The organism is Bradyrhizobium sp. SK17 (genome assembly GCF_002831585.1).
Classification (GTDB): domain Bacteria; phylum Pseudomonadota; class Alphaproteobacteria; order Rhizobiales; family Xanthobacteraceae; genus Bradyrhizobium.
Window position 1 is genome coordinate 2,946,276 of record NZ_CP025113.1, and the last position, 26,754, is coordinate 2,973,029.

Here is a 26,754-nt window from a genome sequence, read left to right on the forward strand (position 1 = left end):
CGGTTGCGAAGCTGCATGGGACGAGCGATATGCGAGCCGGCCTGAACCAGGAGAAGCGAGATGACGGACGCGCCAAGGACGATCGGCGAGATCGCGAGCTATCACGCCCATGTCTACTACGATCCAACGTCCAGCCGGGGCGAGGCCGAGCAGCTCCGCACCTGGATCGGCGAGCGCTTCCTGGTCACGCTCGGACGCTGGCATGACGTCAAGGTCGGTCCGCACGACCAGGCGATGTATCAGGTGGCGTTTGCGGCCGAGCTGTTTCCGACCCTGGTGCCGTGGCTGATGCTGAACCATGGCCGGCTGAGCATCCTGGTCCATCCCAACACGACGAACCCGCGCCGCGATCACCGTGACGATCCGCTGTGGATCGGCACACCGCTTGCCGTCCATGCCGACAAGCTGCCTGAAGAGGCCGAAATGGAGCTGGCTCTGGCGCCGAACACGTCGCCGACATTGCGCCCATGAGCGTCGTTGGCCTGCCGCCGGATGCGTAAAGTTTGACGCAATTCTATTCCGGCCAAGTCGTTTCAAACTCATTGCGTTTTGCAACGTGAGGTTAAGTCACGGTTCCTAGGCTTACCCGACGTCTATTCCGTCGGAGCGCATTGGACATGTTCTTTTCGTTTCGAAGCTGGTCACTGTGGCGGGTGGTAGGGCCGCTGCTCGCGATCGTGTTGCTGCTTGCCGGCCTGTCGGCGGGGAGCCTGCAAGTGATGTCGGCGGTGCGGGCCTATGTGGCAGGCGAGAGCCTTTTTTCCAAGGGCCAGAAGGACGCCATCTATGACCTTCAGATCTATGTCAGCACCGGCGCGCCGCTCTATCTGAAGAAATTCGATGCCGCGATCGCGGTGCCGCTGGCCGATCGCACGGCGCGGCGCGCGCTGGAAGCGCCGGGCAACAATGACGCCGTGGCGAGGGACGGCTTCGCCAGGGCCGGCAATCATGATGACGATATCAGCGGCCTGATCTGGCTGTTCAAATACTTCCGCAAGTTGCACCACGTCGCCGGCGCGGTGACGGCATGGCGCAACTCGGATGCGCTGCTCGATCAGCTGATCGAGATCCGGAACGAAGCCGCGAACGACAGCGCGCTGCATGATCCGTCGGCCGCGACGATCAGGCACTGGGCCGAGCGGATCGGCGCGGTCGATGCCGCCCTGAGTACGCTCGCGGTCGACTTCTCCGACCATCTGGGCAAGGCATCGCGTCAAGTCTCCGCGCTGCTGCTGCTGGTCAATGTCGTGATCGCGGTCTGTCTCGCCGGCATCGTCCTGTTTCATACGCGACGGATGCTGTGGCGGCGCTGGCTTGCCGAGACCGCGCTCGCAGTCGAGAAGGAGCGTGCCCAACTCACTCTGGCGTCGATCGGCGACGCGGTGATCGTGACGACCGAGGACGATCGCGTCGGCTACATGAACGCTGCGGCGCAACGGCTGATCGCGTCGGGACACGATGTGACCGGCTGGCCGCTTGCATCATTGTTCAGCATCGCCGAACAGCCCGTGGGAGGACCGTTCCAGGCGGCCAATGCCGACGATGACAGCCATTCGCAGCAGCGGCTCCTGGTGCGGTCGGATCGTTCCAGCGTGCCGGTCTCGGTGGTCGAGACCCCGATCGTGCATGCTGGCGAACCGGCCGGCCGCGTCATGGTCATTCACGACATGACCGCGGAGCGGCGGCTGGTCGAGGAACTGGCTTGGGCCGCTTCCCATGATGCGCTCACCGGGCTCGCGAACCGGCGGCAGTTCGAGTTCGAATTGCACCGGGCGATGTCGGTCTCGCCGGCAACGGGGGCGGACCTGATGCTGATCGACCTCGACCAGTTCAAGATCGTCAACGACACCTGTGGCCACATGGCGGGTGACCGGCTGCTGAAGCAGGTGGCCAGGTTGCTGGAAGGCGAAGTCGGCGGCAGCGGGCTGGTCGCGCGTCTCGGCGGCGACGAGTTCGGGATCCTGCTGCGCGATGACGGCTCTGCTGCCCACGATGTCGCCGCCGACGTCGCGGAGCGGATCAGGGCGGTGGTCGAGCAGTCGAACTTCGTCCATGACGCCTCGAGTTTCCGGATCAGCGCGAGCATCGGGCTGGTCAGGCTGGCCGATAGTGCCGGCGTGCAGGACGCATTGCGGCTTGCCGACGTTGCCTGCTTCCTCGCCAAGGACAAGGGACGCAACCGTGTTCAGGAGCATCGGCCGTCCGACACCGGCATGGCGGTGCGCGTCGCCGAGATGAGCTGGGTCAATCGGATTCGCAAGGGATTGGACGAGGAGCGGTTCTGCCTCTACGAGCAGGAAATCCGTCCCGTGAGCGGCGTGCTGAAAGGCAATGAGCGGCGCGAACTGCTGCTGCGGCTGCGCGACGAGAGCGGCGCCGTGGTGCCGCCCGGCAGCTTCCTGCCCGCCGCCGAACGCTACGGATTGATGCCGCTGATCGACCGCTGGGTGGTTCGCCGCGCCTTCGAGGTCATCGCCGAGCGCAAGCGCTCGCCGCGCAAGGTGGCGAGCTATGCCATCAATCTTTCCGGCGCCACCATCGGCGACAGCGACTTCGTCGACTTCGTCGCCGAGTTGTTCGCGCTGCACGACGTTTCGCCGGCATCGGTGTGCTTCGAGATTACCGAGACCAGCGCCATCTCGAACCTGGACGAGGCGCAGAAATTCATCGCAAGGCTGCGCGAGATCGGTTGCAGCTTCTCGCTCGACGATTTCGGCACCGGCATGTCCTCGATCGCCTATCTGAAGCATCTGCCGGTCGATATCATCAAGATCGACGGCTCGTTCGTGAAGGAGATCCTGAACAGCAAGGTCGATCGCGCGATGGTCGAGATGATCACCAAGACCGCGAAGATCATGCAGAAGCAGGTGGTCGCCGAATTCGTCGAGAGCGCCGCCATCCTGGACGAACTGCGCCAGATCGGTGTCGACTACGCCCAGGGTTATGCGATCGGGAAGCCGGTTCCGGTGCTGACCCTCTGGGAAGAAAAGATCGCCTGAGTCGCCCGGGATTGTCCCGAATTGGGACTTTTTCGGGCATTTCGGCCCGCCCGGGGCTGATTCCCGGCAGTTTCCATCCGAAAAGCGTTTAAAAATCCTGTCGTTGCCCGCTCCGTCTCGATTATGCCTTACTCTAATTCCCTGATATGATGAGCGATCGGTGAATCCCGCGTGGGCCGGGCAACAGGCCCCAGAGCACCGTACTTGGGGATGGATGGGTCAACGTACGACGAAAGCTGCCGGGCGTAAGCCAAGCCGCGGCATGTCTCTGGTGGGCAGCACGGCGTTTGCCGTGAGCGCGCTCGTCCTGTCGTCCGGCCTTGCCGCCTGGATGGTCGGCATCGATCCGACGTCGTGGCTGCATGGGTCCGCGCTCGCCAACACCACCGCATCGCTGAGCTTCGACGACCGGTTCGGCTCTCGCTCCACGATCAATACGTCCTCGCTCTATTATCCGCTGCGCCGCGGGTTCCGCTCGAGCCGCGGCGATTTCAATTCCGAGTTCGGTCAGATCGAAGACGCGCTCGCCGGTCAGCTGCGTGACACGCAGACCGAATTGCCTACCAGCCAGCCGGCGACGGCGTCCGTCGCTGCCACGACTGCGCCGGCGACATCCACAGTGCCGATGCCGCGCTCGCGGCCGGCCGAGGCCAATCTGCTCGCGCGGAACGATCAGGCGCCAGTGCCGCAGCCGGCGCCGGTACAGCAGGGCGACAACCGCACCTTCCTGCAGAAGATCGCCGACATGATGCCGGGCAAGCTGCAACTCGCCTCGCTCGATCCGAATGACGGATTGCTGTCCGGCCCGAGCCCTGATCTCGGCGCGCTCGGCTATGACAGCACCACGGCGGTCTACGACATCACCGGCCGCATCGTGTACATGCCCGACGGCACCAAGTTCGAGGCGCATTCGGGTCTCGGCAATCTGCTCGACGATCCGGCGCATGTGAATGCCCGCAACGCCGGTGCGACCCCGCCCGGCATCTACGAGATGAAGCCGCGCGAAAAGCTGTTCCATGGCGTCCCCGCGCTGCGCATGACCCCGGTCGACGGCAGCGAGACCTTCGGACGCGTCGGCTTGTTGGTGCACAGCTACATGCTCGGCCCGAACGGCGACTCCAACGGCTGTATCTCAGTCAAGCACTACGACAAGTTCCTGCAAGCTTACCGCAGCGGCACGATCAAGCGCATCGCCGTGGTGATCAGCATCAAGGACACGCAGTCGGCCTCGAGCCGCTCGCCGTCGAACTCGTAAGCGTCGCCGGGCCGCTGGCGGCCCCTCAATTTCCCTCCCCGTTGACCTCACCGTGTCCAGGCCACGCCTGGCCGCGCACTTTGGCGCGTCATGAGGTTTTGAGATATTTATGTATACCGCTATGTCTCGATATCGACGATTTTCGATGGAATTTGCTATCGATCGGGAGTTAATGTATACATAGAGTATCCAGAATGGGAGCGATCGATGCCCAACTCCTTCCCGATGAACGCGTGGTACGCAGCCGGCTGGGATGCCGAGATCAAACAGGCACTGTTGCCGCGCACGATCTGCGGCAAGCACGTCGTGATGTACCGGAAGGGTGACGGCGAGGTGGTGGCGCTCGAGGATGCCTGCTGGCATCGCCTGGTGCCGCTCTCCAAGGGCCGCCTCGACGGCGATACCGTGGTCTGCGGCTATCACGGCCTGAAGTACAATGCGCAGGGCCGCTGCACCTTCATGCCGTCGCAGGAGACGATCAATCCGTCGGCCTGCGTGCGCGCCTATCCCGTGGTCGAGCGCCATCGCTTCATCTGGCTCTGGATGGGTGATCCTGCACTGGCCGATCCTGCCTTGGTGCCGGACATGCACTGGAACCACGATCCGGCCTGGGCCGGCGACGGCAAGACCATTCATGTCAAATGCGACTACCGCCTCGTCGTCGACAATCTGATGGACCTGACCCACGAGACCTTCGTGCACGGTTCGAGCATCGGCAATGACGCGGTCGCCGAAGCGCCGTTCGACGTCACCCATGGCGAGAAGATCGTCACCGTGACGCGCTGGATGAAGGGCATCCAGGCGCCGCCGTTCTTCATCAAGCTGTTGCAGAAGCCGGGGCCGGTCGATCGCTGGCAGATCATCCGGTTCGAGGCGCCATGCACCGTCACCATCGATGTCGGCGTCGCGCCGGCCGGATCGGGCGCGCCGGAGGGCGACCGCTCGCAGGGCGTCAACGGCTATGTGCTCAACACCATCACGCCGGAGACCGAGAAGACCTGCCATTACTTCTGGGCCTTCGTCCGCAACCACCGCCTCACCGAGCAACGCCTGACCTCGGAGATCCGCGACGGCGTCGCCGGCATCTTCCACGAGGACGAGATCATCCTGGAAGCACAGCAGCGTGCGATCGACGAGAATCCCGACCGCGTGTTCTACAATCTCAACATCGATGCCGGTGCGATGTGGGCGCGGCGCGTGATTGACCGCATGGTGGCGAAGGAAAATCCACCGCCGCAGCGCATGCAGGCGGCCGAGTAGGCGGGAGCAAGCCATGGCGGAGCGCGAAGCGGATCGCTCAGTGTCGCAGACCGTGCGGGCGCAGCTCGCGCTGCGCGACTTGGTATTGGCGGGCCGGCTGCGGCCGGGCGAGCGTATCTCGGAATTGCAGGCGGTCGAGATCACCGGAGTGTCGCGCACGCCGGTGCGGATGGCGCTGGTCCGGCTGGAGGAGGAGGGACTGCTGGAGGTGATCCCGTCCGGCGGTTTCATGGTCAAGGCGTTTTCCGAGCGCGACATTCTCGATTCGATCGAGCTGCGCGGCACGCTGGAGGGGCTGGCCGCGCGCTTCGCCGCCGAGCGTGGCGTCTCGTCGCGCGACCTCGAGCCGTTGAAGCAGTGTCTCAACGAGATCGACGACCTGGTGCGGCAGGATCCGATCTCGATGGATGCATTTTCATCCTTTGTCGCGCTCAACGCGCGATTTCACGCGCTGCTCACCGAGCTGTCGCGCAGTCCGCCGTTGATCCGGCAGATCGACCGCGCCTCGGCGCTGCCATTCGCCTCGCCGAGCAGCTTCGTGATGGCGCAATCGGCCTTGCCGGAGGCGCGCCGGATCCTGCTGATCGGGCAGGAACATCATTGCGTGGTGGTCGACGCCATCGAGAACCGCGAGGGCGCGCGCGCCGAGGCGGTGATGCGCGAGCATGCCCGGCTTGCGTCCCGCAACCTGCGGCTGGCGCTGCGCAATCGAACCCATCTCGATCTGCTGCCGGCGCTGGCGCTGGTCACGGCCGGCTGAACGGAGCGTCCCATGCGATTCATTGCAACCTGGACGTCCGCCACGCTGCTCGCGACGCGCGACCTCACGCCCGGCATCCGTGAATTCCTGCTGCGGCCGGACGGTTTTTCGGGCTCGCCTTACCCGATCGGCAGCCATATCGATGTCGGCGTCACCATCGAGGGCCAGCCGCAGACCCGCTCCTATTCGCTGATCGGCGAAATCGATCCGCAGGGCTATCGGATCGCCGTTCGGCGCGCTCCGGATTCCCGCGGCGGCTCGCACTATATGTGGTCGCTGGCGCCGGGAGCGCGGCTCAACATCACGCTACCCGCCTCGCTGGTGCAACTCGACTGGACGCGGCGGCAGTTCTGCCTGATCGCAGGCGGCATCGGCGTCACGCCGATCGTCGGCGCGGCACAGGCGCTGGCGCGCCGCGGCGCCGGCATCACGCTGCACTATGCCGTGCGCACGCGCAGCGATGCCGCCTATCTCGACATGCTCGAAGGTCTGCTCGGCGACCGGCTCGTGGTTCACGCCGGCGACGAGGGCAGGCGGCTCGACCTCGACGGTGTGTTCGCCGCCCTGCCGCGCGATACCATGACCTTGTTCTGCGGTCCGATGCGGATGCTCGATGCGGCACGGCGCGCCTGGGAAGCGGCTGGTCGTCCGATGACGGATCTGCGCTACGAGACCTTCGGATCGAGCGGGCTGCTGCCGACTGAAGCGTTCCGCGTGCGGGTCAGGAACCAGGGAACCGGAGCGTTGACCGAGTTCGTGATCCCGCGCGACCGATCGATGCTGGATGTGCTCGACGAGGCCGGCCATGAGGTGATGAGCGACTGCCGGCGCGGCGAATGCGGCGTCTGCGCGCTCGACGTCGTCGGCGTCGATGGCGAAATCGATCATCGCGACGTCTTCTTCAGCGCGCACCAGAAGCAGGAGAGCCGCAAGATCTGCGCCTGCGTCTCCCGCGCCCGCGGCACCATCACGGTGGATACCCTGCATCGCGCCGACGCACTCTGACGCGCCCGGCCGGCAAGGCGCCTGAACAAGGCTGTGCCAGAGATCAGGTTGAGGTCGAACGGCGTCGAGAGTTCACCTCTCCCTTGGGAGAGGTCGATTTGCGCAGCAAATCGGGTGAGGGGATACGCTCTATCGATAGGGCAAGAGCCCTCACCCGGATTGCTTCGCAATCCGACCTCTCCCCAACGAGGAGAGGTGTATCGAGACCGCGGCAAGCCGATCAACCAAAACTTATCCCGCTTTACGCCGCGTGCACCGACCGCCGCGGATTGTGATCGAGCAGGGCGGAAATCTCGCCGCCCGACATCGGGCGGCCGATCAGATAGCCCTGCACCTCGTCGCAACTGGTCTGGCGCAGATATTCGAGCTGATCCGCGGTCTCGACGCCTTCGGCGACGACGCCGATCTGCAAATCCTGCGCGAGAGAAATCACCGATTTGACGATCGCGGCGCAGTCCGGCTGGGTCAGCATGTCCCGGATGAAGGATTGATCGATCTTGATGCGGCTGAACGGCAGCTTGCGCAGATAGGTCAGCGAAGAGAAGCCGGTGCCGAAGTCGTCGAGCGCGACCGTCACGCCGAGCTCGAGCAGCGCGTTCAGGATCGCGGGCGCCGATCCATATTTCGAGATCAGCATCGATTCGGTGATCTCGACCTCGAGCCTGTTCGGGGCGACGTTCGCCGCGGCGAGCGCGTCGACGATGGTCTGCAGGATGCCGACGTTCTGGAACTGGACCGCGGAGAAATTGACCGCGATCCTGATGTCCTGCGGCCAGCGCGCCAGCATCGCGCAGGCGTTGCGGATCACCCACTCGCCGAGCTGGTGGATCAGCCCGCTCTCCTCGGCGATCGGAATGAAGACACTCGGCGGGATCAGGCCGCGCACCGGATGCTGCCAGCGCAACAATGCCTCGAAGCCGGTGACACGGCCTTTGCGGATGTCGAGGAACGGCTGGTAGACCAGAAACAGCTGGTCGGCCTCGATGGCGTGTTCCAGATCCCGTTGCAAGGCGCGGCGGTCGCGCGCGGCCTGGTCGTCGCTCGCCTCGAAGAAGCAGATGGGACCCGGACCGGATTTCTTCGCCCGATAGAGCGCGATGTCGGCGTGCTTGAGCAGATCGTGGGACGTGCTGCCGTCACGGGGTGCGAGCACGATGCCGATGCTGATGGCGCTTGATATCTCGAAACCGTCGATCGGGAACGGATCGGCAATGGCCGCGACGAACTGCTCCGCGATCGCGAGCGCATCCTCCGGCCGCGTCAGATTGGACATGATCAGCGCGAACTCGTCGCCGCCGATCCGCGCGACATGCTCGGCCGCGCGCGTGCAGCGCTGCAACCGGGCCGCAACCTGCACCAGGAATTCGTCACCGGCCGGATGACCGAACCTGTCGTTGACCTCCTTGAAGCGGTCGAGGTCGAGCAGCAGCACCGCGAATTCCTCGCCCGAGCGTGCCAGCCGGCCGAGCGCGCCGTTGAGCGCCTCGTTGAAGGCGACGCGGTTCGGCAGATGCGTCAGCGGATCCTGCCGCACCGTTCGTTCGGCCTCATGCTGGGCGATGATCCGCCGCCTGAACTCGAACGCGTTGACGAAGACGCCGCGCAGCAGCACGGAGCCGTAGACCACGACCAGCACGGCCAACAGCAGATAGACGAAGTCGCCGTCGCGGCCGAGGCAGATCGCGATGCCGGCGAAGATCGGCCCGGTGAAGGCGATCGCGGCGACCGGAATGGTCGAGAAGGCGAAGGCGCCACCCGCCAGCATCCCGGCGCACAGGCAGGTGATCACCAATTGCCCGCCGCTCGATGCGTTCGCGAAGAAGGCGACCGGGACGACGCCCCAGGCAGCGCCGAGCGCCAGCGCGTTGCGCACCAGCCGGTACATGGTCCGGCGCGAGACGAATTGCGGCTTGGCGATGCGGCGTGCTGCGCGCGCCTGCAAGCCGAAGAGCAGTGCGCCGCAGCTCACGGCGGCGGCCCATATCAGCGCGAAGACCCAATCGGGCGATAGCCAGAGTGCGACCGCGAGCACCATCGCGTTGCAGGCATTGGCGAGCATGATGCCGAAGGAATAGCCGAGCACGAGCGAGATCTGCTCGGCGCGGATGTGGCCGGCAAGCGCTTCATCCGTCGGTGGTGCGCCGAACGCCGCAAGGTCTCCCGCGAACAAGGCCGCGAAATATGATCTGAGATCGCTACGCATCTCACTACATTGCCTGCGTGGTCTGGCCATGACGCAGTGCCGAAGAATTCTCTGCAAACCTTTGACAAACTATGAATTCTTGGGATGAACCAAGCCGCGCTGGGGGAGCGGATCGGTTCCACTGGCGGGCATTGCTAACAAATCGATACAAATGCGTGACGCGAGGTCACGGACCGGCAGGGATTGCCCAACGCCGCGCGGCTTGATCGGCCGCCGGTTTTTCGCAATGAGTTGAGTTCCGGCGACGGCAAATCAGAAGGTGCGCATGAGCCTCCCGACCACGAACCACGATCCCGGGTTTCGTATCACGCGGGCCAGCCACGTCGTCCTGACCGTCCGCGATCTCGCCGCCAGCCGGCGGTTCTACGAAAAGGTGATCGGGTTGATCCTCACCGCGGAGGAGAGCGATGCGCTCTATTTCCGCGGCGTCGAGGAGGCCTGCCATCACAGCCTTGTGTTGCGCAAGGGTGGCGGCGCCGCCTGCGCGCGGCTCGGCCTGCGGGTGTTCCAGGAGGATGACCTCGACCGGCTCAAGGGCTTTTTCGAGGCGCATGGCTGCCGCGTCGCCTGGGCCGAGGTGCCGCATCAGGGCCGCACGCTGCATGCGACCGATCCGGCCGGCACGCCGCTGGAGTTCTGCGCGACCATGCCGATCGAGCCGCGCATGATCACCCAATTCACCCGCCATGGCGGCGGCTCGGCGCTGCGGCTCGACCATTACCAGGTGCTGACGCCTGAGGTGCGCAAGGCCTGCGAGTTCTACACCGCGGCGGGTTTTCGGCTCAGCGAATATATCGCCCCCGCGGGCACGTTCGATCTGCGCGGCGTGTTCTTGCAGCGCAAGGGCAATCCGCACGACATCGTGTTCTTCAACGGTGCCGGACCGCGGCTGCATCATTTCGCGTTCCTGGCGCCCGAGGTGCATCATCTGCTCAACGCCTGCGACATCGCCGGCGAGCTCGGCTATGGCGCCGCCGTCGAACGCGGCCCGGGGCGGCACGGGCCGGGACACGCGATGTATGTCTACATGCGCGACCCCGACGGGCACCGCGTCGAGCTGTTCAACACGCATTACCAGATCATGGACATCGAGAACGAGCCGATCGGCTGGGACCCGTCCGACCACAAGATCTCGTTTCCCTGGGGGCTCCCGGCGCGGCAGGCCTGGTTCGAGGAGGCGACGCCGTTCGCCGATGTCGCGATCCGCGAGCCGCAGGTGAAGCCGAAGCCGTTGACGCTCGAGAGTTACCTCGCGAAGTAGCATGTCGATGCCGGTCGCGAACTCCCTTTATGACGCGGCGATCGTCGGCCTCGGGCCGGTCGGCGCCATCTTCGCCAATCTGCTCGCGAAAGCCGGACTGAGCGTCGCTGTCGTCGAGCGTGTCGCCGAGATCTACGACAAGCCGCGCGCGATCACGCTCGACCACGAGGCGCTGCGGGTGTTGCAGGCGATCGGGCTCGGCGATTTCATGGAGCAGGCGATCGCCCCGCATAATGGCTCGCACTATCTCGGCGTCGACGGCGAGATCATCAAGATCTTCGACCCGATGCCGCCGCCGTTCCCGCTCGGCTGGATTCCGAATGTCACCTTCGTGCAGCCGGAGCTCGAGCAGGCGCTGCGCGACCAGCTCGCGGACGATCCGCATGTCGACATTTTCCTCGCGGCCGCCGGCGTGTCGTTGCAGCAGGACGACGGCGCGGTGACCCTGACCGCGCGGCGCGAGTCCGGCGCGGAGTTCGTGATCCGCGCGCGCTATCTGGTCGGCTGCGACGGCGCCAACAGCTTTGTCCGCAAGCGGCTCGGCATCGGCCTGGACGATCTCGCCTTCGATGAATGCTGGATGGTGGTGGACACGCTGACCAGCGATCCCGCCAAGCGGCCGGCCAAGAGTTTTCAGTATTGCTGGCCGTCGCGTCCGGGCACCTTCGTGCCGGGGCCGCGAAACTTGCGACGCTGGGAGATCAAGCTGCTGCCCGGCGAGGATCCGGAGGCCGCTGGCGCGCCTGACAATGTTGTCCGCCTGCTCAAGGGCTTCACCGATATCTCCGATCTCACGATCTGGCGCTCGGCGGTCTATCGCTTCCATGCCCTGCTCGGGCAGCGCTGGCGCGATCGCCGGGTGCTGCTGATGGGCGACGCCGTGCACCAGACGCCGCCGTTCCTCGGGCAGGGCCTCTGCGCCGGCATCCGCGATGCCGTCAATCTGGCCTGGAAGCTCCGCCTGGTGCTGCGCGGCAACGCCGACGCGGCGCTGCTCGACAGTTACGAGATCGAGCGCAAGCCGCACGTTCGCGCCGTCGTCGCCAGCGCCAAGGAGTTCGGCAAGATCATCGGCGAGCTCGATCCACTGGCCGCCGCCGAACGCGACCTGCGGCTGCGCGCCGAGTTGAAGGCTGGCAAGGCCGAGACCATCAGGCAGAAATTCATCCCGGACCTCGAGTCCGGCCTCATCGCGCCCGGCGCTGAACTTGCCGGGCGGCTGTTCGTGCAGCCGCATGTGCGCGCCCCCGACGGACGGATGTGCCGGCTCGACGACCTGTTGAAGCCGGAGTTTGCGATCGTGACGCTGGCCGCACAGCAGATGGCGTGGCTGTCGGAAACATCACGCGCCGGCTGGCAGCGCCTGTCCGGCGAACGCGTCGTCATCACCGCGTCGGGTGAGAGCTGCGACGCCAACGGCATTCTGAGCGTGGTCGAGCGCGACCGGCTGTTTGCCGACTGGATGCGGCAGCACGGCGTAGCGGCGGCCATCGTGCGGCCTGATCGCTACGTGTTCGGCGCCGCGTGCAGCGCCGAACAGCTCAACATGCTGGTCGAGCGATTGATCGGCGCGCTCGGCGCAAGAAAGTCGCCCGTCATTTCTTGATGTCGGCTGCGACCAGGACGCGATGGCCGCGCAATAGCTCCTGCAAGGCCAACAGCGCAGCGAGGCCGCATTGGGTGTCCTGCTCGCCATTGCCGCCGCTCAGCCCGATGCCGCCGACCACCTCGTCGTCGACGACGATCGGAAAGCCGCCGACGAACACCGCGAACTTGCCGTCGAAGCTCCACTGGATGCCGAACGCCTCGTTGCCGGGCAAAGCGGGGCCGTTCGGCGGCTGATTGAACAGATGCGTCGAACGCTTGTGGCCGGCCGCGGTGAACGCCTTGTTCCAGGCGATCTGCGGGCCGGTCACCCGCGCGCCGTCCATCCGTTCCAGGGCCAGCGGGTAACCACCATCGTCAGTCACGCAGACCGTCTCGGTGACGCCGATCTCGGCCGATTTTCGGATCGCGGCGGCGATCATATGGCGGGCTTCGGCAAGCTCGAGTTTGAATGTCTGTCTCATCGTTCTCTTTCGATATTGAGGGGTGTCGATCGCGGCTCAAACGCCGCGATAGACCGTCTTGATCTGGGTGTAGAATTCGAGACCGGTGCGGCCGGACTCGCGGAATGTCGAGGTGCTCGATCGCTTCAGGCCGCCGAACGGCGCGTTGATCAGATTGCCGGTCGTGGTGCGGTTGATCTTCACCGTGCCGGACTGGATGTCGTTGGCGAAATCGTGCATCACGCGCGGGTTGCGCGTCACGATCGCAGCCGACAGGCCGTATTCGCTGGCATTGGCCTTGGCGATCGCGTCGGCATAGCTCTCGACCTCGATGATCGCGATCACGGGACCGAAGATCTCCTCGCGCGCGATCGTCATCTCCTGGGTCACGTCGGTGAAGATCGCGGGCGAGACGAAGTACCCGCCATCGAAGCCTGCGCCGGTGAGCCGATCGCCGCCGTAGAGGTGCGTCGCCTCCGCCTTGCCGATCGCGACATAGCGCAGCACGGTCTCGAGTTGCCGCGCGGTGGCGAGCGGCCCCATCTCCATGCCGCTCGTGAGACCGCTGCCGATCTTGATCGCCTGCACCCTGGCGAGCAGCCGGGCGGTGAATTCGGACCGCACCTGTTTCATGACCAGCACCCGGCTGGTGCCGGTGCAGGCCTGGCCCGCCAGCGACAGACCGCCCTTGATGGCTAGGTCGACGGCCTGGTCGAGATCGGCATCGTCCATCACGATCAGCGGGTTCTTGCCGCCGAGCTCCATCTGCGTGCGGGTGATGAAGCCGACCGCGCTGCAGATCTGTTCGCCGGCAGTGGTCGATCCCGTGAAGGAGATCGCCCGGATCACCGGCGGTTCGGTGATGGCGGGCCCGATCTCGCCGGCCCTGCCGGTGATGAAGTTGAGCACGCCCTTCGGCAGCCCCGCCGCGATCAGCGCTTCCGCCAACCGGTAGCCGCTGAGCGGCGCATCCGATGAGGGCTTGAACACCACGGTGTTGCCGGTGACGAGGGCCGGCGCGATCTTGCGCGCCGGAATCGAAATCGGAAAATTCCACGGCGTGATGACCGAAACGACACCGAGCGGCTCGCGCAGCGTGTAGACGGTCATGTCGGCATCGTCGTTCGGGAACACTTCGCCCGTCCACGACTGCCCTTCGACCGCGTAGAAGCGGAAGGTCTGAGCCGAGCGCACCACCTCGTCGCGGGCGAGGCCGAGCGACTTGCCCATTTCGCGCGTCATCTCGCGCGCAATCCGATCGGCGTGCGACTCGAGGTGATCAGCCGCGCGATTCAGGACGGCGGCGCGTTTGGAGATCGGCGTCCGCCTCCAGCCTTCGAATGCAGCGGCGGCGGCATCGACGGCGGCCCGCGCCTCCGTGGCGCTGGATTCCTGGAAGCGCCCGACAATGTCGGCATTGTCGGCGGGGTTGATATTCGCGGTCAGCCTTCCCGATGCGCTGCGGACGCGCTCGCCGGCGATCAGGTTGGGGAACTCCTCGATCTCGGTCGGCGTGGAGGGGTGGGTGTTGCGCATAGCCGCTTCAGTCATCGTCAAAAGGCCTCTTCAATGAAAGATCAGAACCGCTGCGATCGTCGACGCCGCGAGCCCGGTCAGCACCGGAAGCATCGCGGTTCGCACGATCGTGAACACCGGCACGCGCGCGAAGCCGGCCACCGCGATCAGCGACGACCATGCCACGAGCGTGCCGCCACCGGTCCACACCGCGCCCATCTGGCCGATCGCGGCGAGCGTCGCGGGCTCCAGCCCGACCGAAGGTGCCAGCGCGCCCGACAGCGAGCCGGTCAGCGGCAGGCCGGCGAAGCCGGAGCCGTCGATGCCGGTGATCATGCCGGCGATCAGGACGCCGAAGGCGACGAAGAACTCGTTGCCTGGTATCCAGGCCTGCGCGGTCTGGATCAGTTCGAACAGCAGGCTTGGCGCCTGGGCCGCGGGCACGCCGAGGATCGGCGAGGACAGGCCGGGTTCGGCGCCGAGAAAGAAGAAGCCCGCGATCGGCAGCACCGAGCCCATCGCCTTGAAGGCGAAGACGAAGCCCTCGGTGACGTGATCGGCGCTGGTGTCGAGGAATTTTCGCAGATCGTCAGTGACAAAGGACGCGCAGATCATCAGCATCGCCGCGACGCCGCCGACCAATGCCGCGGCGTCGCCGCCCTTGAGATCGTGACCGATGCCGAGCTTGGCCAGCACCATCACGGCGATCACGCAGAGAAAGGCGAGCGGGGTCGCGACCGCGAAGAACTTCGACCAACGCTCGCGGCGGGTCGGCACTTTCGCCAGTTCCTTGTCGATCTGCGCCTGGGTTGCGAACGGGCATTGGCCCTCGGCGGTGCCGCGCGCGATCTCGGCCTTGTCGAAAGTTCCTTCCTGCTCGAGCCGGGCCAGCTCTCCATTGCTCGACTGCGCCTGCCAGCGTTCCAGCAAGCGGTCGTCGGGCTTGGTGATCGACTTGCGGATCGAGAGATAGGCGAGCGTCAGCGCAACGCCGCCGGTGATCAGCGAGAGCACCAGCGCGCGGTCGGCAACCATCGCGGCGCTGACCGCGGCGCCGGCCGCCTTGGCGCTGATCCCGGGGGCGACGCCGATCACGTAATCCGACGACAATGCCATGCCTTGTCCGGCGATCGCGATGGCGATGGCGCCGCCGAGTGGCGGCAGCCCGGCCGCGATCGCCGCCGGCAACAGCACCGCGGAGACCAGCGGCACCGCAGGCGTCGGCCAGAAGAACAGCGAGATCACATAGGTGATCGCGGCGAGCACGAAGTAGGCGGTGTGCCCGGTCTTCATCACGGCACGGAACGGCTCGACCATGCGGATGTCGGAGCGGAGCACCTTGAGCGCATTCAGCAGCGCGGTCATCAGCGCGATCACCAGGAAGATGTTGAAGAGCTCCTTTGCGGCGGTGAAGCTCGCATTGAACACGCTGGCAAGCGCTGCGACCGGACTGTGAGTCCAGGCCAGTGCGACCAGGAATGTCGCGATCACCGACGGCACCACGACGTTGGCGCGCCAGATCATGGTCAGGACGATGACGGCGACGCCGAGCAGATAGACCCAATGCGCGGCAACGATCGGAACGTGCTGCATGCTTATTGCTTCCCCCTGTTTGCCCAACAATGTATACTGTATTCAAGAATGACAAGCCCAAATTGAAGGCCGGACGTTCGGATATTTGTCGGGCAAAGGGGCGGCCGACTGCATTATGAGGCATGAAATGCCTATGATCGGAGCGGTCGTGCATCGCGCGTGGGCAGGGTGATCCAGCGGTCTGCGCCATGCGCTTTGATGTTGACACGCCCAAAAACAGTATACAATATACATCAAAGACGTCGCCGCGACCGGCGGCCCGACGCCCGGACGGCAGTTCTTCACGGCACAGGAGCGCAACGATGCAGAAGCTGATGGATCATGTGGAATTTCGAACCGCCCTCGAGAACGCCATCAAGGGAAAGAGCGCCAACAAGGCTCCGTTCAGCGTGGCCTGGGCCAGCGGCAAGCTGAGCCGTGCGCATCTCGCGCGCTGGGCCGAGAACCACTACCACTATGTCGGTCCGTTCGCCGACTATCTCGGCTACATCTACGCGCGGATGCCGGAGCAGTATCAGGAGGCCAAGGACTTCCTGCTTGCCAACATGTATGAGGAGGAGATCGGCGGCGATCGTCACACCGATCTTTTGATCCGCTTCGCCGAGGCCTGCGGTACGACCGCGGCGCGGGTCAAGGACCCCGACAACATGACCCCGACCACCCGGGGCTTGCAGAGCTGGTGCTATTCGGTCGCGATGCGCGAGGATCCGATCGTCGCGGTCGCGGGCCTCGTGGTCGGCCTGGAATCGCAGGTGCCGTCGATCTACCGCAAGCAGACCCCGACCTTGCGTGAGAAGTACAAGTTCACCGACGAGGAGGTCGAGTTCTTCGATCTCCACATCGTCTCCGACGAGATCCACGGCGAACGCGGCTACCAGATCGTGCTGGAGCACGCCGACACGGTCGAATTGCAGCAGCGTTGCCTGAAGATTTGCGAGATCGGCGCGCAGATGCGGCTGCTCTACACCACGGCGCTGTATCACGACTACGTCGCGGGCGAGATTCCGCTGGCCGAGCTCGATCTCGCCACCGGGGTCACTGCCGAGGAGCGCGTGCTGTTGCAGGCCTGACCGGTCAGGGAACGGAGAACGGCGCGATGCCCAAGGTGGTTTTTCACCGCAACGGCGAGACCTTCACCGGCGAGGTCAAGGAGAACACCAATCTCGTCGTGCGTGCGGGCATCCGCCAGTTTCCCTATCCGAACTTCCTCTATGGCTGCGGCATGGGGAAGTGCGGGAAATGCGCGTCGCGGATCATCGCGGGCGGCGAGCATCTGCCGGAGCCGAACTGGAAAGAGAAGAAGCGTCTCGGCGCCAGGATCGAGCAAGGCTACCGTCTCGCCTGCCAGCTCTGGCTCACGCACGACGTTGAACTATCGCAAGAGGCCATGCCGCTCGCCGACGTCGTCGCGCCGGCCGGCGCAGCGGTTGGGAGGCCGTGACCGATGTATGTGATACTGACGAGCAAGCCGGGACAGTTTCGCACCGAGATCGTTGAGGGGCTGCGGCCGCTCGCGGCCTACGACTATTTGTTCTACGGCACCAGGAAGGCGACATTCGTGATCGCCGAGCTGATCAAGGAGACCAAGGTCAAGGTCGTCGACGAGGCCTGGTCGCCGCCGATCGTGAACGAGGTGCCCTCGAAGTTTCTCGAGAAGTTCGAAACCCCGGAACGGGCGCTGAGCGAGCTCGAGCATCTCATCACCTTCGGCCACATGGACACCAAGCTGCGCAAGCTCTGACGGATATTGCGATGATCGAAGTCACGTTTCTGACCAATGGTGGGAAAACCGTGACCGCGCCGGAGAACAGCAACCTGCTGCGCGTCTCGCTGCGCGAGCAGGGCGGCATTCCGTTCAAATGCGGCGGCGGCCTCTGCGGAACCTGCAAGTGCCTGATCGAGAGCGGCATCGAGAACACCGATGCGATCAAGCCGAAGGAGCGCAAGCACCTCACCGAAGAGCAGTTCGCGGCGGGCTACCGGATGGCGTGCCAGACCTTTCTCAACGGCAGCGTCAGCGTATCGTGGACGCCGCGAAGCGCCGTGCCGCCGGCGCGGCCGGTAGCTGTTGACGGCGAATGAGCGCGGCTTGATGGCACGCAGCCGGCGGTCTAAATACCGATTTGCCGCCGTTCGGCCGGGAGTCTGGCAGCTCGTTGGACCTCGTCACGTGGTCCATCAAACGAATGAAGCGGGGCCGGACAGGTCACCTCATGGCAGGCAGTCTCGGAAATTCCAAACGCCTTGGCGACGATTACCTTTCCCTGCATGGCAAGGTGATCCAGGAGTTGCGCCAGGCGATCCTGAGCCGGCGGCTCAAGCCTGGCGAGCGGCTGGTGGAAGGCCGGCTTGCCGAAGAGCTCGGGGTCTCCCGCAATCCGGTGCGCGAGGCGATCCGGGTGCTGGAGTCGGAGGGGCTGGTCGAGGTGACCGCACGCCGCGGCGCCTCGGTCATCACGATGAGCGATGAGGAGGCCCGCGAGACCATCGAGGTCCGCGCCCTGCTCGAGGGGCAGAATGCACGTCTTGCGGCGCGTCGCCGCGAAGAGAGCATCATCAAGCGGATTGCCGCGGTGCTGAAGCAGGGCAACGAAGCGGTTGCGGCCCGGCACTACGATCTATTGTCCGACCTCAACCAGCAGTTCCACCACGAGCTGGCCGCGGCCGGCCGCAATCGCGTGCTGGCCGATCTGCTGAAGCGGTTGCGCGAACGCACTGCGATGCTGTTCTCGCCGACCGATCCGGTGCGCCAGGCCCGCACCTGGGACGAGCACGCCGCGATCCTGCGTGCGATCATCGCCGGCGACGAGCGCGCCGCGGCCACGCTTGCCGCGGAGCATGTGATGCGCGCCGGTGCGGATTTTCTCTCCAGCCTGCATGTGCCCGACGAGGACGCTTCGCTGGAGGCGGTGTCGGCGAAATACGGCGCGCCGCCCGCCGCCGGCGCGGACCGGGCCACTCCGGCCAAGCCGGCACGCCGAAGCCAGCAACGCGCCGGCTCGCGTCGAACAAAGGCCGGCAGCTGACGCGACCGTCGCGTTGCTGCGTTCGCGGCTGCCGGTCCGACAATCGAAGGTCCGGTGGTACCGTTCGGGAACGTCAGCTATCTTTCTTGACCGCATCTGCCACGCTCGCTACGTCTTTTCCCAATGCTTGGCAGGGGCGCAACTCTGCCGGCCGCGCCGATTGGCCGGGGGAAACCAATGAACAACAATCATGGCGCGTCGCCGAACGACGTCGCCGAGTTCGACTATGTCATCGTCGGCGCCGGCTCGGCCGGTTGCGTGCTCGCCAACCGCCTGAGCGCCGACGGCAAGCACTCGGTGCTGCTGCTCGAGGCCGGGCCGAAGGACACCAATATCTGGATCCACGTCCCGCTCGGCTACGGCAAGCTGTTCAAGGAAAAATCCGTCAACTGGATGTACCAGACCGAGCCTGAGCCCGGGCTGAACGGACGGCAGGTGTTCCAGCCGCGCGGCAAGGTGCTCGGCGGCTCCAGCTCGATCAACGGACTGCTCTATGTGCGCGGCCAGCACGAGGACTACGATCGCTGGCGCCAGCGCGGCAATGCCGGCTGGGGCTATGACGACGTGTTGCCCTATTTCCGCAAGGCGGAGGATCAGCAGCGCGGCGGCAACAAATATCACGGCGCCGGCGGCCCGCTGCCGGTGTCGGACTGGCGGCATCACGATCCGCTGTCGGAAGCCTTCGTGCATGCCGCGGCCGAGGTCGGCATTCCGACCAATCCGGATTTCAACGGCGCGACCCAGGAGGGTGCGGGCTTCTTCCAGACCACGACGCGGCGCGGCCGGCGTGCCTCGACGGCGCGGTCCTATCTGCGGCCGGCGCTGACCCGCGGCAATCTGCATGTCGAAACCTCGGCGCTGGCGCAGCGCATCCTGTTCGACGGCAAGCGCGCGAGCGGCGTTGCCTACAGGCAGAACGGGCAGTTGCGCACCGCCAAGGCGCGCAAGGAGGTGCTGGTGTCGAGCGGCGCGTATAATTCGCCGCAATTGCTCCAGCTCTCCGGCGTCGGCCCGGCCGACCTGCTGAAGCAGCACGGCATCGACATCGTGCTCGATGCGCAAGGCGTCGGCAACGATTTGCAGGATCACATGCAGGTGCGCATCGTCACGCGCTGCGCGCAGAACGTGACGCTGAACGATGTCGTCAACAATCCGGTGCGCCGCGTCATGGCCGGGCTGCGCTACGCGGCGCTGCGCAAGGGGCCATTGACCATCGCGGCCGGCACGTCGGGTGCGTTCTTCAAGACCAGCCCGCGGCTGGCGTCACCCGACATCCAGATCCATTTCCTGCCGTTCTCGACCGACAAGATGGGCGAGAAGCTGCATCCGTTCTCGGGCTTCACCGCCTCGGTCTGCCAGCTGCGCCCGGAGAGCCGCGGCTCGCTGAAGATCAGGAGCGCGGATCCGAGCGTGCCGCCGGAAATCCGCATCAACTATCTCGCGACCGAAACCGATCGCCGCGCCTTCATCGACGGCATCCGCATCCTGCGCAAGATCCTGGCGGCGCCGGCGCTGAAGTCCTATTCGGTCGGAGAGGTCGATCCCGGCGCCAAGGTGGTCAGCGACGACGACCTGCTGGATTTCTGCCGCCGCACCGGCAGCACGGTCTATCATCCGACCTCGACCTGCCGGATGGGCAACGATCCGCTCGCGGTCGTCGACAACAGGCTCAAGGTGCGTGGTGTCGACGGATTGCGCGTGGTCGATGCGTCCGTGATGCCGGACCTGATGTCGGGCAATACCAACGCGCCGACGATCATGATCGCGGAAAAGGCCTCGGACATGATCCTGGAGGATGCGCGGTAGTCTGGTCGGCGAAGCGGTGGTCCGACGGGCCGCCGCCGGCTTCGTCTTCCGTCACACCGGGATCGAGGAGCAATTGCCGAGCGCCTTGTGGCTTCGGATGTGCTGCGGCATCACCAGCTCGCTGGGCTGCCGTGGAATCGATCAATCAGGCGGGCAACCGTGAACGTCAGCGCGCATCGCTGCGGAGCTTGGCTTGCTCGGCGTTCAACAGATGGGCGTTGAGCTTGGTCAGATAGCGGTGCATCGTCTCACACGCGCCCTTGGTGTCCTTCGCTTTGATCTGCTCGATCAGCTTCAGGCGTGAGGCGATCACGGGGTCATGGGCCGGCGGTCCGGCAATCAGGACAAAGTGGCGGATCACGGATGCCATCGCTTCCAGAATCGCCGACATGACCTGGTTTCCGGTCGAGTTTGCGAGCAAGGTGCTGAACTCCACCGCCTTCAGCGTACGTTCCTCATAGCGTCCCTGCCGGGTCAACTCGATCGTTTCGGTCACGTTCCTGCTCAACTCCTCGATGTCCGCGCCACTGGCGCGCTCGCATGCTGCGCGTACCACTGCGTCCATCACCAGCAACCGAGCCTCCAGCAGCGTGGCGAGGGAAACGTGGCCGAAGTCGAGCATATCGCGGAACGTGCGGGTGACCTGTCCGGCGCCGCTTTTGGTGATGAACGCTCCGCCCTTGCTTCCCTTTCTCAATTCGACGATGCCGGCTATCTCGAGACTTCGGATGGCTTCGCGCAGCGCGGTGCGGCTGACAGTGAGCATTTCCGAAAGCTCGCGTTCGGACGGCAAGCGGTCACCGGCCTTCAGTTCTCCGGTGACCAGCTTGTCGCGAATGGCGTCGCTGATCTCTTCGAAGATACGGCGCGTCTTGACGGGGCGAAACGGCCCGCCGGCTGCCCGTGCCCCGATGCGGTCGGCCGCTTCTGATGCCGATGGACTTGCCGCGCGCCTGCCGGCGGCGCGCTGCGTCGATCTGGATCGCTGTTGCGGCATGAGTCATCCCTGATGGTAGGTCTTCTTCAGCCTCCGCCGAGTGCTTTGCAAGGGTTTCCGCCGGTTGATCAGATGGAAATGTGGAAACCCCCGTTCACCGCCAAGTGCTGGCCGGTGATGTAGGAGGCCGCGTCCGAGAGCAGGAAGCACACCGGCTGTACGACCTCTTCAGGCTGGGCCCAGCGACCCATGGGAATGCGAGCCAGTATTCCCTCGCGAAACTTGTCGCCCCGGATTGTTTCGGTCATCGGCGTTTCGACCACGCCAAAGCAGACGGAATTGGTTCGGATGCCGAACTTCGACCACTCCTTGGCCGATGTCATCGTCATGCCCAGCATGCCGCTTTTGGCGGCGGCATAGTTGATCTGGCCCATCGAGCCGGCACGGCCCGCGTCAGAGGAGATGTTGACGATGGAGCCGACATTGGTTTCGCCGCCCTTTGCACGCTTCAGCATGGTGCGCCCCACGGCTTGGGTCCAGAGAAACGCGCCGGTCAGATGCACTTCGATGACGGCATTCCATTGCGCAAGCGTCATCTTCTCCGACATCGCCGGCCGGGTGATGCCGGCGTTGTTGACGAGGCCGTGGATCGCACCGAACCGCTGGACGATCTTCTCGACCGCGTCGGTTGCGAAGGCCTCATCGGTCACGCTGCCGGTGATCGTCATCAACTGGCGGTCGGACGCGTCGTAGGTCGACAGAGTGTCGCGGTTGAGGTCGATGGCAACCGCGTTGGCGCCGAGCTCCCTTGCCAGTTTGATCGTCGCGCGACCGATGCCTTGGCCGGCGCCGGTCACGACGACAGTCTTTCCTTCCAGAGAAACGATGTTGCGCATGGCGTGCTTCCTTCGCGTCTTGCCGGCCAATCATTGATCGATTGGACTATTGATTTAATGGTAAGACCATTATATCGAAGTCGATGTCAAGCCGGACGTAGAACCTGCTGGCGGGGGGAAGATGGAAAACGACACTGCGACCGTCATTGTTGGCGAACGCGTCCGTTCGAAAGCCGAGCTTCTGGCGCGTGCACGCCGGGCGGCCTGCGGACTTGCCGGGCTCGGGGTGCGCGAAAATGACGCCGTCGCCCTGTTGCTGCGAAACGACTTTGCCTTCCTCGAAGCTACCCATGCAGCGAATATCATCGGCGCCTATGCCGTACCGCTGAACTGGCACGCAAGCCCGGACGAAATCAGTTACATGCTGGGCGACTCGAAGCCGAAGGTGCTTGTCGTCCATTCCCATTTGCTCGATCCGGTGCGTCACGTCATTCCCGCGGGATGCGCGGTACTTGTCGTGCAGGCTCCAGACTCTCCAGACGTCAACCCGCTTGTCGCCGCGCCGCACACGGATATCGACTGGGACCGGTGGCTGGCCGCGCATGCCGAGTGGGACAAGCCGGCGCAACCCCCGAGAACGTCGTGGATCTACACGTCAGGGACCACGGGTCGCCCAAAAGGCGTTCGGCGAGCGCCGGCAACGCCCGAGCAGGCCAAGGCGATGCGCGATCTGTTTCGGATCGTCTATGGCTGTCGCGACGGCATGCGTTCATATGTCGGCGGACCGCTCTATCACGCCTCGCCCAACGCGTTTGCACGGCAAGGCCTGGCGATGGCTGACGTCGTCGTGTTGTCGTCGCGCTTCGACCCCGAAGAGTTGCTTCGGCAGATCGATCGCCATCGTTTGACGACACTCGTGATGGTGCCGACATTCTTTGTGCGGCTGCTCAAGCTTCCGGAAGACGTCCGCCGCAAATACGACGTGTCTTCGCTCGAACTGGTGTTGCACACGGGTGCGCCGTGCCCGCCCGACATCAAGCGCGCCATGATCGCGTGGTGGGGGCCGGTCCTGGTCGAGACCTATGGCGGGTCCGAGACCGGCATCGCCACTGTCTGCACGTCGCACGACTGGCTTTCGCGACCCGGCACCGTGGGGCGCGTCGCTCCCGGCGGCACAATCAAGATATTTGACGAGAACGGTCGCGAGCAGCCGCCGGGCGTCAGCGGCGAAATCTACGCGCGTTCACCGGCCTATCCTGATTTCAACTATCACGGCCGTGACGATGATCGTCGCTCCGTCGAAATCGACGGGCTGATCACGTGCGGTGACGTCGGATACCTCGATACCGACGGCTATCTGTTCCTCAACGATCGCAAGCGGGACATGATCATCTCGGGCGGGGTGAACATCTATCCTGCCGAAATCGAAGGGGTGCTTCAGAGTTGTCCGGGCGTCCACGACTGCGCGGTCTTCGGCATTCCCGACGATGAGTTCGGTGAGCGCATCTATGCTGCCGTTCAGCGCGACGCGGGCGCAGCACTGAGCGAGGACGAGGTCAGGAATTTTGTTCGCCAGCGCCTCGCAGTGTTCAAGGTGCCGCGCGAAGTTGTTTTCCACGACACGCTGCCGCGCGAAGAGAGCGGAAAGATCTTCAAACGAAAGCTGCGCGAACCGTTCTGGGCCGGGCGGTCGACGCAGATCTGAGAGGGACCATGATCACGCGACGGGCACTTATGAAGGGCGCAGCCGGCATTGCAGCCCTTGTTTCGACCCCTGCGCTGGCTGAGACGCCCGCCTGGCCCAGTCGGCTGATCAAGATCGTGGTGCCGCTGCCACCCGGCGGCGTGATGGACGGCTTGACGCGGGTGGTCGCCGATCGCATGGCCCAGCGGTTGGGCCAGTCCGTCATCGTGGAAAACAAGCCGGGTGCCAACGGCATGATCGCGGCAAGCGCTGTGGCGGGCGCGGAGCCGGACGGTTACACCGTTCTCTCCACGATGAGCTCGATCGTGCAGAACGTCTCGCTGCACAAATTACCGTCCTACAAGATGTCCGATCTGCTGCCATTGGCGCCTCTCGGCCGCCTGCCGATCGCGTTCATCGTGCCCAGGACCCTCGGCGTCGCGACTTTGCGGGACTTCGTCGAGAAGGCGCGCAGCAGCGCGAAACCACTGAGTTACGGAACCTACGGCCTCGGCTCGAGCGCGCATATCATCGGCGAGGTGCTGATGAAGAACACGGGCATCAAGCTCTTGCAGGTGCCCTATCGCGGCGAGGCCCCGGCACTGACCGCGATCCTTTCCGGCGAAGTGGATAGCGCCTTTGTTTCGGTCGGCGGTGCGTTGGCTCAAGACGAAAAGGCACAAACGCTAGCAATCGCTAACCCGTCGCGGATGAAGCGGTATCCGGCTATCCCGACATTCGACGAGGCGGGATTTCCCGTGCTGGGGCTGACCGGCTTCAGCGGCTTCTTTGCCCCCGCAGCCACGCCAAAGGCCGTCGCGGCTCGATTGAGCAAGGAACTGCGGGAGATTGTCGCGCTTCCAGACGTGAATTCCAAGCTGCTCGACCTCGGGTTCGAGGAAATGAGCGACGTCACCGATTTTGCCGGATTTGTCGACGACGAAGTCAAGCGCTGGGCGTCCGTGATCCGCGAATTCAATATCAGCATATAGGACGGTAGCCGCCCGGCTCCTTTGCATGGGGTTGTTTTCGATGTTTTGGCCGCGCGCACCCGGCGGGGCGTGAAGGAGGTGGCTTCACCCCTTATACGCGCGCACCCGCGCGACCATCTGCTCGACATGGGCGATCGGCGTTTCCGGCAGGATGCCGTGACCGAGATTGAAGATCATCCGCCCCTTGCCGAAATTCTCCAGCACGTCGTCCACCGCGCGGTCGAGCGCGGCGCCGCCGGTGATCAGCGCCAGCGGATCGAGATTACCCTGCACGGCGACGCGGCCCTGGACGCGCTCGCGGATCATCGACGGCTCGGTTGCCCAATCGATCGAGACGGCATCGACGCCGGTCTGCTCGATGTAGGCCGGCAGCATGCCGCCGGCGCCGCGCGGGAAGCCGATGATCCTGGCACCGGGGACCTGCTGGCGTACCCCGGCAACGATGCGCCGGGTCGGCTCGATCGACCAGCGGGCGAATTCGCGGGGCGGCAGCACGCCGGCCCAGGTGTCGAAGATCTGCAAGCAATCCGCGCCGGCCTTGAGTTGGCCGACGAGATAGTCGATCGAGTTCTCGACCAGCACGTCGATGATCCCAGCGAAGGCGTCCGGATGGCGATAGGCGAGCAGGCGGGCGGGCGCCTGATCCGGCGTGCCCTGTCCGGCCACCATGTAGGTCGCAACCGTCCATGGCGCGCCGCAGAAGCCGATCAGCGCGATGTCGGGCGCAAGCTCGCGGCGTACGCGGCGCAGGGCTTCGAACACCGGCTCGAGCTTGTCGAAATTGGCCCGCGTGGCCAGCGTTGCGATCTCGCCAGGCGTCGCCAGCGGATCGAGCCGCGGCCCTTCGCCGGCCTCGAAGCGGACCGAGCGGCCGAGCGCGTAGGGGATCACCAGGATGTCGGAGAAGATGATGGCGGCGTCGAAGTTGAACCGGCGGATCGGCTGCAACGTGACCTCGGCCGCGAATTCGGGCGTGAAGCAGAGATCCAGAAAACCGCCGGCCCTGGCGCGCAGCTCGCGATATTCCGGCAGGTAACGGCCGGCCTGCCGCATCATCCAGAGCGGCGGCACGTCCTGCCGGCGGCCGGACAGGACCTCGATGAGCGGCTTCTTGGTGGCATCCTGGGGCACGCGGCAAGTTCCTGGTCACGGTCAGATTTGCGCCCCTGATACACGCTGCGACGCAATGGGCCAAGGCGGTTCTGGAACCCCCGTTCGCATGGAGGCGTTGTCTGGGCGCGTTGTCCGCGGGCAACGGACCGAAACGGAGGGATGGATGGCCGAGAAATTCGACCCAGCCGCGCATGACAAGCATGCCGACACGCCGCGCGAGGCACAGGCCGCCGACCGCAAGGCGCATTCCCGCCTCAAGGAGGGGCTGGAGGACACCTTCCCGGCCTCTGATCCGGTCAGCGTCACGCAGCCGGCACCGACGAAGCACGACGGCGGTCGGGACAAATAGAATTCCGGTTGGGGCTTCGCGTCGCGATCGTTCCGCCAAAGCGAGATGAGATCAGGTCGAATCGTCAGCTCGCTTTAGCTTCTTGCTTGCGCATGATCTTTTCGGAAGATCG

General features: G+C 65.0%; 24 protein-coding genes. 17 read left to right on the plus strand and 7 right to left on the minus strand.

All coding sequences use genetic code 11. The features are described from left to right. Positions 1-60: 60 nt before the first annotated feature. From CWS35_RS13705 to CWS35_RS13730, 6 genes are all read left to right on the plus strand, one after another. Positions 61-471 carry a DOPA 4,5-dioxygenase family protein gene (locus tag CWS35_RS13705; protein ID WP_024580324.1) on the plus strand — a complete coding sequence of 137 codons (411 nt, stop codon included), beginning with the start codon at positions 61-63 and terminating at the stop codon, positions 469-471. Positions 472-617: 146 nt separating this feature from the next. Beyond that, positions 618-2,999 (plus strand): bifunctional diguanylate cyclase/phosphodiesterase, encoded by a 2,382-nt coding sequence (locus CWS35_RS13710; RefSeq protein ID WP_100952205.1) that lies wholly within the window; start codon positions 618-620, stop codon positions 2,997-2,999. A gap of 292 nt (positions 3,000-3,291) precedes the next feature. After that, positions 3,292-4,254 carry a DUF2778 domain-containing protein gene (locus tag CWS35_RS13715; protein WP_245438955.1) on the plus strand — a complete coding sequence of 321 codons (963 nt, stop codon included), beginning with the start codon at positions 3,292-3,294 and terminating at the stop codon, positions 4,252-4,254. 207 nt (positions 4,255-4,461) lie between these two features. Then, entirely contained in the window at positions 4,462-5,514 is a 1,053-nt protein-coding gene (locus tag CWS35_RS13720) for an aromatic ring-hydroxylating dioxygenase subunit alpha (RefSeq protein WP_100952207.1), read from the plus strand. Positions 5,515-5,527: 13 nt separating this feature from the next. Beyond that, positions 5,528-6,274 carry a GntR family transcriptional regulator gene (locus tag CWS35_RS13725; RefSeq protein ID WP_024580328.1) on the plus strand — a complete coding sequence of 249 codons (747 nt, stop codon included), beginning with the start codon at positions 5,528-5,530 and terminating at the stop codon, positions 6,272-6,274. A 12-nt stretch (positions 6,275-6,286) separates the two neighbouring features. Further along, on the plus strand, positions 6,287-7,279 hold the full coding sequence (locus CWS35_RS13730; protein ID WP_100952208.1) for a PDR/VanB family oxidoreductase: 993 nt from the start codon (positions 6,287-6,289) through the stop codon (positions 7,277-7,279). 241 nt (positions 7,280-7,520) lie between these two features. Here CWS35_RS13730 and CWS35_RS13735 read toward each other — a convergent pair whose 3' ends face one another. Then, positions 7,521-9,482 (minus strand): bifunctional diguanylate cyclase/phosphodiesterase, encoded by a 1,962-nt coding sequence (locus CWS35_RS13735; protein WP_100952209.1) that lies wholly within the window; start codon positions 9,480-9,482, stop codon positions 7,521-7,523. Positions 9,483-9,747: 265 nt separating this feature from the next. Between CWS35_RS13735 and CWS35_RS13740 the strand changes: the two genes are divergently transcribed. Continuing rightward, positions 9,748-10,743, plus strand: a complete 996-nt coding sequence (locus CWS35_RS13740; protein ID WP_100952210.1) for a VOC family protein — start codon at positions 9,748-9,750, stop codon at positions 10,741-10,743. 1 nt (position 10,744) lies between these two features. Then, positions 10,745-12,349 carry a bifunctional 3-(3-hydroxy-phenyl)propionate/3-hydroxycinnamic acid hydroxylase gene (locus tag CWS35_RS13745; protein ID WP_100952211.1) on the plus strand — a complete coding sequence of 535 codons (1,605 nt, stop codon included), beginning with the start codon at positions 10,745-10,747 and terminating at the stop codon, positions 12,347-12,349. Here the strand turns inward: CWS35_RS13745 and CWS35_RS13750 are convergent. From CWS35_RS13750 to CWS35_RS13760, 3 genes are read right to left on the minus strand one after another with little or no spacing between them, the layout of a single operon-like run. Further along, positions 12,339-12,812, minus strand: a complete 474-nt coding sequence (locus CWS35_RS13750; protein ID WP_100952212.1) for a heme-binding protein — start codon at positions 12,810-12,812, stop codon at positions 12,339-12,341. The genes CWS35_RS13745 and CWS35_RS13750 overlap by 11 nt on opposite strands. A 36-nt stretch (positions 12,813-12,848) precedes the next feature. Further along, positions 12,849-14,342, minus strand: a complete 1,494-nt coding sequence (locus tag CWS35_RS13755) for an aldehyde dehydrogenase family protein (RefSeq protein WP_210202790.1) — start codon at positions 14,340-14,342, stop codon at positions 12,849-12,851. 15 nt (positions 14,343-14,357) lie between these two features. After that, positions 14,358-15,899, minus strand: a complete 1,542-nt coding sequence (locus CWS35_RS13760; RefSeq protein WP_100952214.1) for a hypothetical protein — start codon at positions 15,897-15,899, stop codon at positions 14,358-14,360. A gap of 302 nt (positions 15,900-16,201) precedes the next feature. Between CWS35_RS13760 and CWS35_RS13765 the strand changes: the two genes are divergently transcribed. The 6 genes from CWS35_RS13765 (at position 16,202) to CWS35_RS13790 (ending at position 20,731) form a co-directional block, all read left to right on the plus strand. Then, positions 16,202-16,969, plus strand: a complete 768-nt coding sequence (locus tag CWS35_RS13765; RefSeq protein ID WP_024580336.1) for a TenA family transcriptional regulator — start codon at positions 16,202-16,204, stop codon at positions 16,967-16,969. A gap of 26 nt (positions 16,970-16,995) precedes the next feature. Continuing rightward, positions 16,996-17,340: a 2Fe-2S iron-sulfur cluster-binding protein gene (locus CWS35_RS13770; RefSeq protein WP_024580337.1), complete on the plus strand. Its 345-nt coding sequence runs from the start codon at positions 16,996-16,998 to the stop codon at positions 17,338-17,340. A gap of 3 nt (positions 17,341-17,343) precedes the next feature. Further along, the gene (locus tag CWS35_RS13775) at positions 17,344-17,640 is read left to right on the plus strand and encodes a ferredoxin (protein ID WP_100952215.1); all 297 of its coding nucleotides are present in this window, start codon (positions 17,344-17,346) and stop codon (positions 17,638-17,640) included. A gap of 11 nt (positions 17,641-17,651) precedes the next feature. Next, positions 17,652-17,981 (plus strand): 2Fe-2S iron-sulfur cluster-binding protein, encoded by a 330-nt coding sequence (locus CWS35_RS13780; protein WP_043855635.1) that lies wholly within the window; start codon positions 17,652-17,654, stop codon positions 17,979-17,981. 41 nt (positions 17,982-18,022) lie between these two features. Beyond that, positions 18,023-18,925, plus strand: a complete 903-nt coding sequence (locus tag CWS35_RS13785; RefSeq protein WP_200894411.1) for a GntR family transcriptional regulator — start codon at positions 18,023-18,025, stop codon at positions 18,923-18,925. A gap of 177 nt (positions 18,926-19,102) precedes the next feature. After that, positions 19,103-20,731 (plus strand): GMC family oxidoreductase, encoded by a 1,629-nt coding sequence (locus tag CWS35_RS13790; protein ID WP_100952216.1) that lies wholly within the window; start codon positions 19,103-19,105, stop codon positions 20,729-20,731. Positions 20,732-20,897: 166 nt separating this feature from the next. Here the strand turns inward: CWS35_RS13790 and CWS35_RS13795 are convergent, their stop codons facing one another. Continuing rightward, the gene (locus tag CWS35_RS13795; RefSeq protein WP_100952217.1) at positions 20,898-21,728 is read right to left on the minus strand and encodes a FadR/GntR family transcriptional regulator; all 831 of its coding nucleotides are present in this window, start codon (positions 21,726-21,728) and stop codon (positions 20,898-20,900) included. 68 nt (positions 21,729-21,796) lie between these two features. After that, positions 21,797-22,564, minus strand: coding sequence for an SDR family NAD(P)-dependent oxidoreductase (locus CWS35_RS13800; protein WP_024580342.1), 768 nt, complete (start codon positions 22,562-22,564; stop codon positions 21,797-21,799). 121 nt (positions 22,565-22,685) lie between these two features. Here CWS35_RS13800 and CWS35_RS13805 point away from each other — a divergent pair, with 121 nt between their 5' ends. Both CWS35_RS13805 and CWS35_RS13810 read left to right on the plus strand, forming a co-directional pair. Then, positions 22,686-24,209, plus strand: a complete 1,524-nt coding sequence (locus CWS35_RS13805) for an acyl-CoA synthetase (RefSeq protein WP_100952218.1) — start codon at positions 22,686-22,688, stop codon at positions 24,207-24,209. An 8-nt stretch (positions 24,210-24,217) separates the two neighbouring features. Next, positions 24,218-25,180 (plus strand): tripartite tricarboxylate transporter substrate binding protein, encoded by a 963-nt coding sequence (locus CWS35_RS13810; RefSeq protein WP_100952219.1) that lies wholly within the window; start codon positions 24,218-24,220, stop codon positions 25,178-25,180. An 84-nt stretch (positions 25,181-25,264) separates the two neighbouring features. Here the strand turns inward: CWS35_RS13810 and hemE are convergent, their stop codons facing one another. Continuing rightward, a complete protein-coding gene (gene hemE, locus CWS35_RS13815) occupies positions 25,265-26,311 on the minus strand; it encodes a uroporphyrinogen decarboxylase (RefSeq protein WP_024580345.1) in 1,047 nt (348 codons plus the stop codon). 145 nt (positions 26,312-26,456) lie between these two features. On the opposite strand from hemE, the gene CWS35_RS13820 reads away from it, so the two are divergent. After that, positions 26,457-26,642 (plus strand): hypothetical protein, encoded by a 186-nt coding sequence (locus CWS35_RS13820; protein ID WP_100952220.1) that lies wholly within the window; start codon positions 26,457-26,459, stop codon positions 26,640-26,642. The last annotated feature ends 112 nt before the right edge of the window (positions 26,643-26,754 follow it).

Coding starts and splice junctions, on each gene's coding strand:
- CWS35_RS13705 (WP_024580324.1), top strand. CDS start 61: ATGACGGACGCGCCAAGGACGATCGGCGAGATCGCGAGCTATCACGCC.
- CWS35_RS13710 (WP_100952205.1), top strand. CDS start 618: ATGTTCTTTTCGTTTCGAAGCTGGTCACTGTGGCGGGTGGTAGGGCCG.
- CWS35_RS13720 (WP_100952207.1), top strand. CDS start 4,462: ATGCCCAACTCCTTCCCGATGAACGCGTGGTACGCAGCCGGCTGGGAT.
- CWS35_RS13725 (WP_024580328.1), top strand. CDS start 5,528: ATGGCGGAGCGCGAAGCGGATCGCTCAGTGTCGCAGACCGTGCGGGCG.
- CWS35_RS13730 (WP_100952208.1), top strand. CDS start 6,287: ATGCGATTCATTGCAACCTGGACGTCCGCCACGCTGCTCGCGACGCGC.
- CWS35_RS13735 (WP_100952209.1), bottom strand. CDS start 9,482: ATGCGTAGCGATCTCAGATCATATTTCGCGGCCTTGTTCGCGGGAGAC.
- CWS35_RS13740 (WP_100952210.1), top strand. CDS start 9,748: ATGAGCCTCCCGACCACGAACCACGATCCCGGGTTTCGTATCACGCGG.
- CWS35_RS13745 (WP_100952211.1), top strand. CDS start 10,745: ATGTCGATGCCGGTCGCGAACTCCCTTTATGACGCGGCGATCGTCGGC.
- CWS35_RS13750 (WP_100952212.1), bottom strand. CDS start 12,812: ATGAGACAGACATTCAAACTCGAGCTTGCCGAAGCCCGCCATATGATC.
- CWS35_RS13755 (WP_210202790.1), bottom strand. CDS start 14,342: ATGACTGAAGCGGCTATGCGCAACACCCACCCCTCCACGCCGACCGAG.
- CWS35_RS13760 (WP_100952214.1), bottom strand. CDS start 15,899: ATGCAGCACGTTCCGATCGTTGCCGCGCATTGGGTCTATCTGCTCGGC.
- CWS35_RS13765 (WP_024580336.1), top strand. CDS start 16,202: ATGCAGAAGCTGATGGATCATGTGGAATTTCGAACCGCCCTCGAGAAC.
- CWS35_RS13770 (WP_024580337.1), top strand. CDS start 16,996: ATGCCCAAGGTGGTTTTTCACCGCAACGGCGAGACCTTCACCGGCGAG.
- CWS35_RS13775 (WP_100952215.1), top strand. CDS start 17,344: ATGTATGTGATACTGACGAGCAAGCCGGGACAGTTTCGCACCGAGATC.
- CWS35_RS13780 (WP_043855635.1), top strand. CDS start 17,652: ATGATCGAAGTCACGTTTCTGACCAATGGTGGGAAAACCGTGACCGCG.
- CWS35_RS13790 (WP_100952216.1), top strand. CDS start 19,103: ATGAACAACAATCATGGCGCGTCGCCGAACGACGTCGCCGAGTTCGAC.
- CWS35_RS13795 (WP_100952217.1), bottom strand. CDS start 21,728: ATGCCGCAACAGCGATCCAGATCGACGCAGCGCGCCGCCGGCAGGCGC.
- CWS35_RS13800 (WP_024580342.1), bottom strand. CDS start 22,564: ATGCGCAACATCGTTTCTCTGGAAGGAAAGACTGTCGTCGTGACCGGC.
- CWS35_RS13805 (WP_100952218.1), top strand. CDS start 22,686: ATGGAAAACGACACTGCGACCGTCATTGTTGGCGAACGCGTCCGTTCG.
- CWS35_RS13810 (WP_100952219.1), top strand. CDS start 24,218: ATGATCACGCGACGGGCACTTATGAAGGGCGCAGCCGGCATTGCAGCC.
- CWS35_RS13820 (WP_100952220.1), top strand. CDS start 26,457: ATGGCCGAGAAATTCGACCCAGCCGCGCATGACAAGCATGCCGACACG.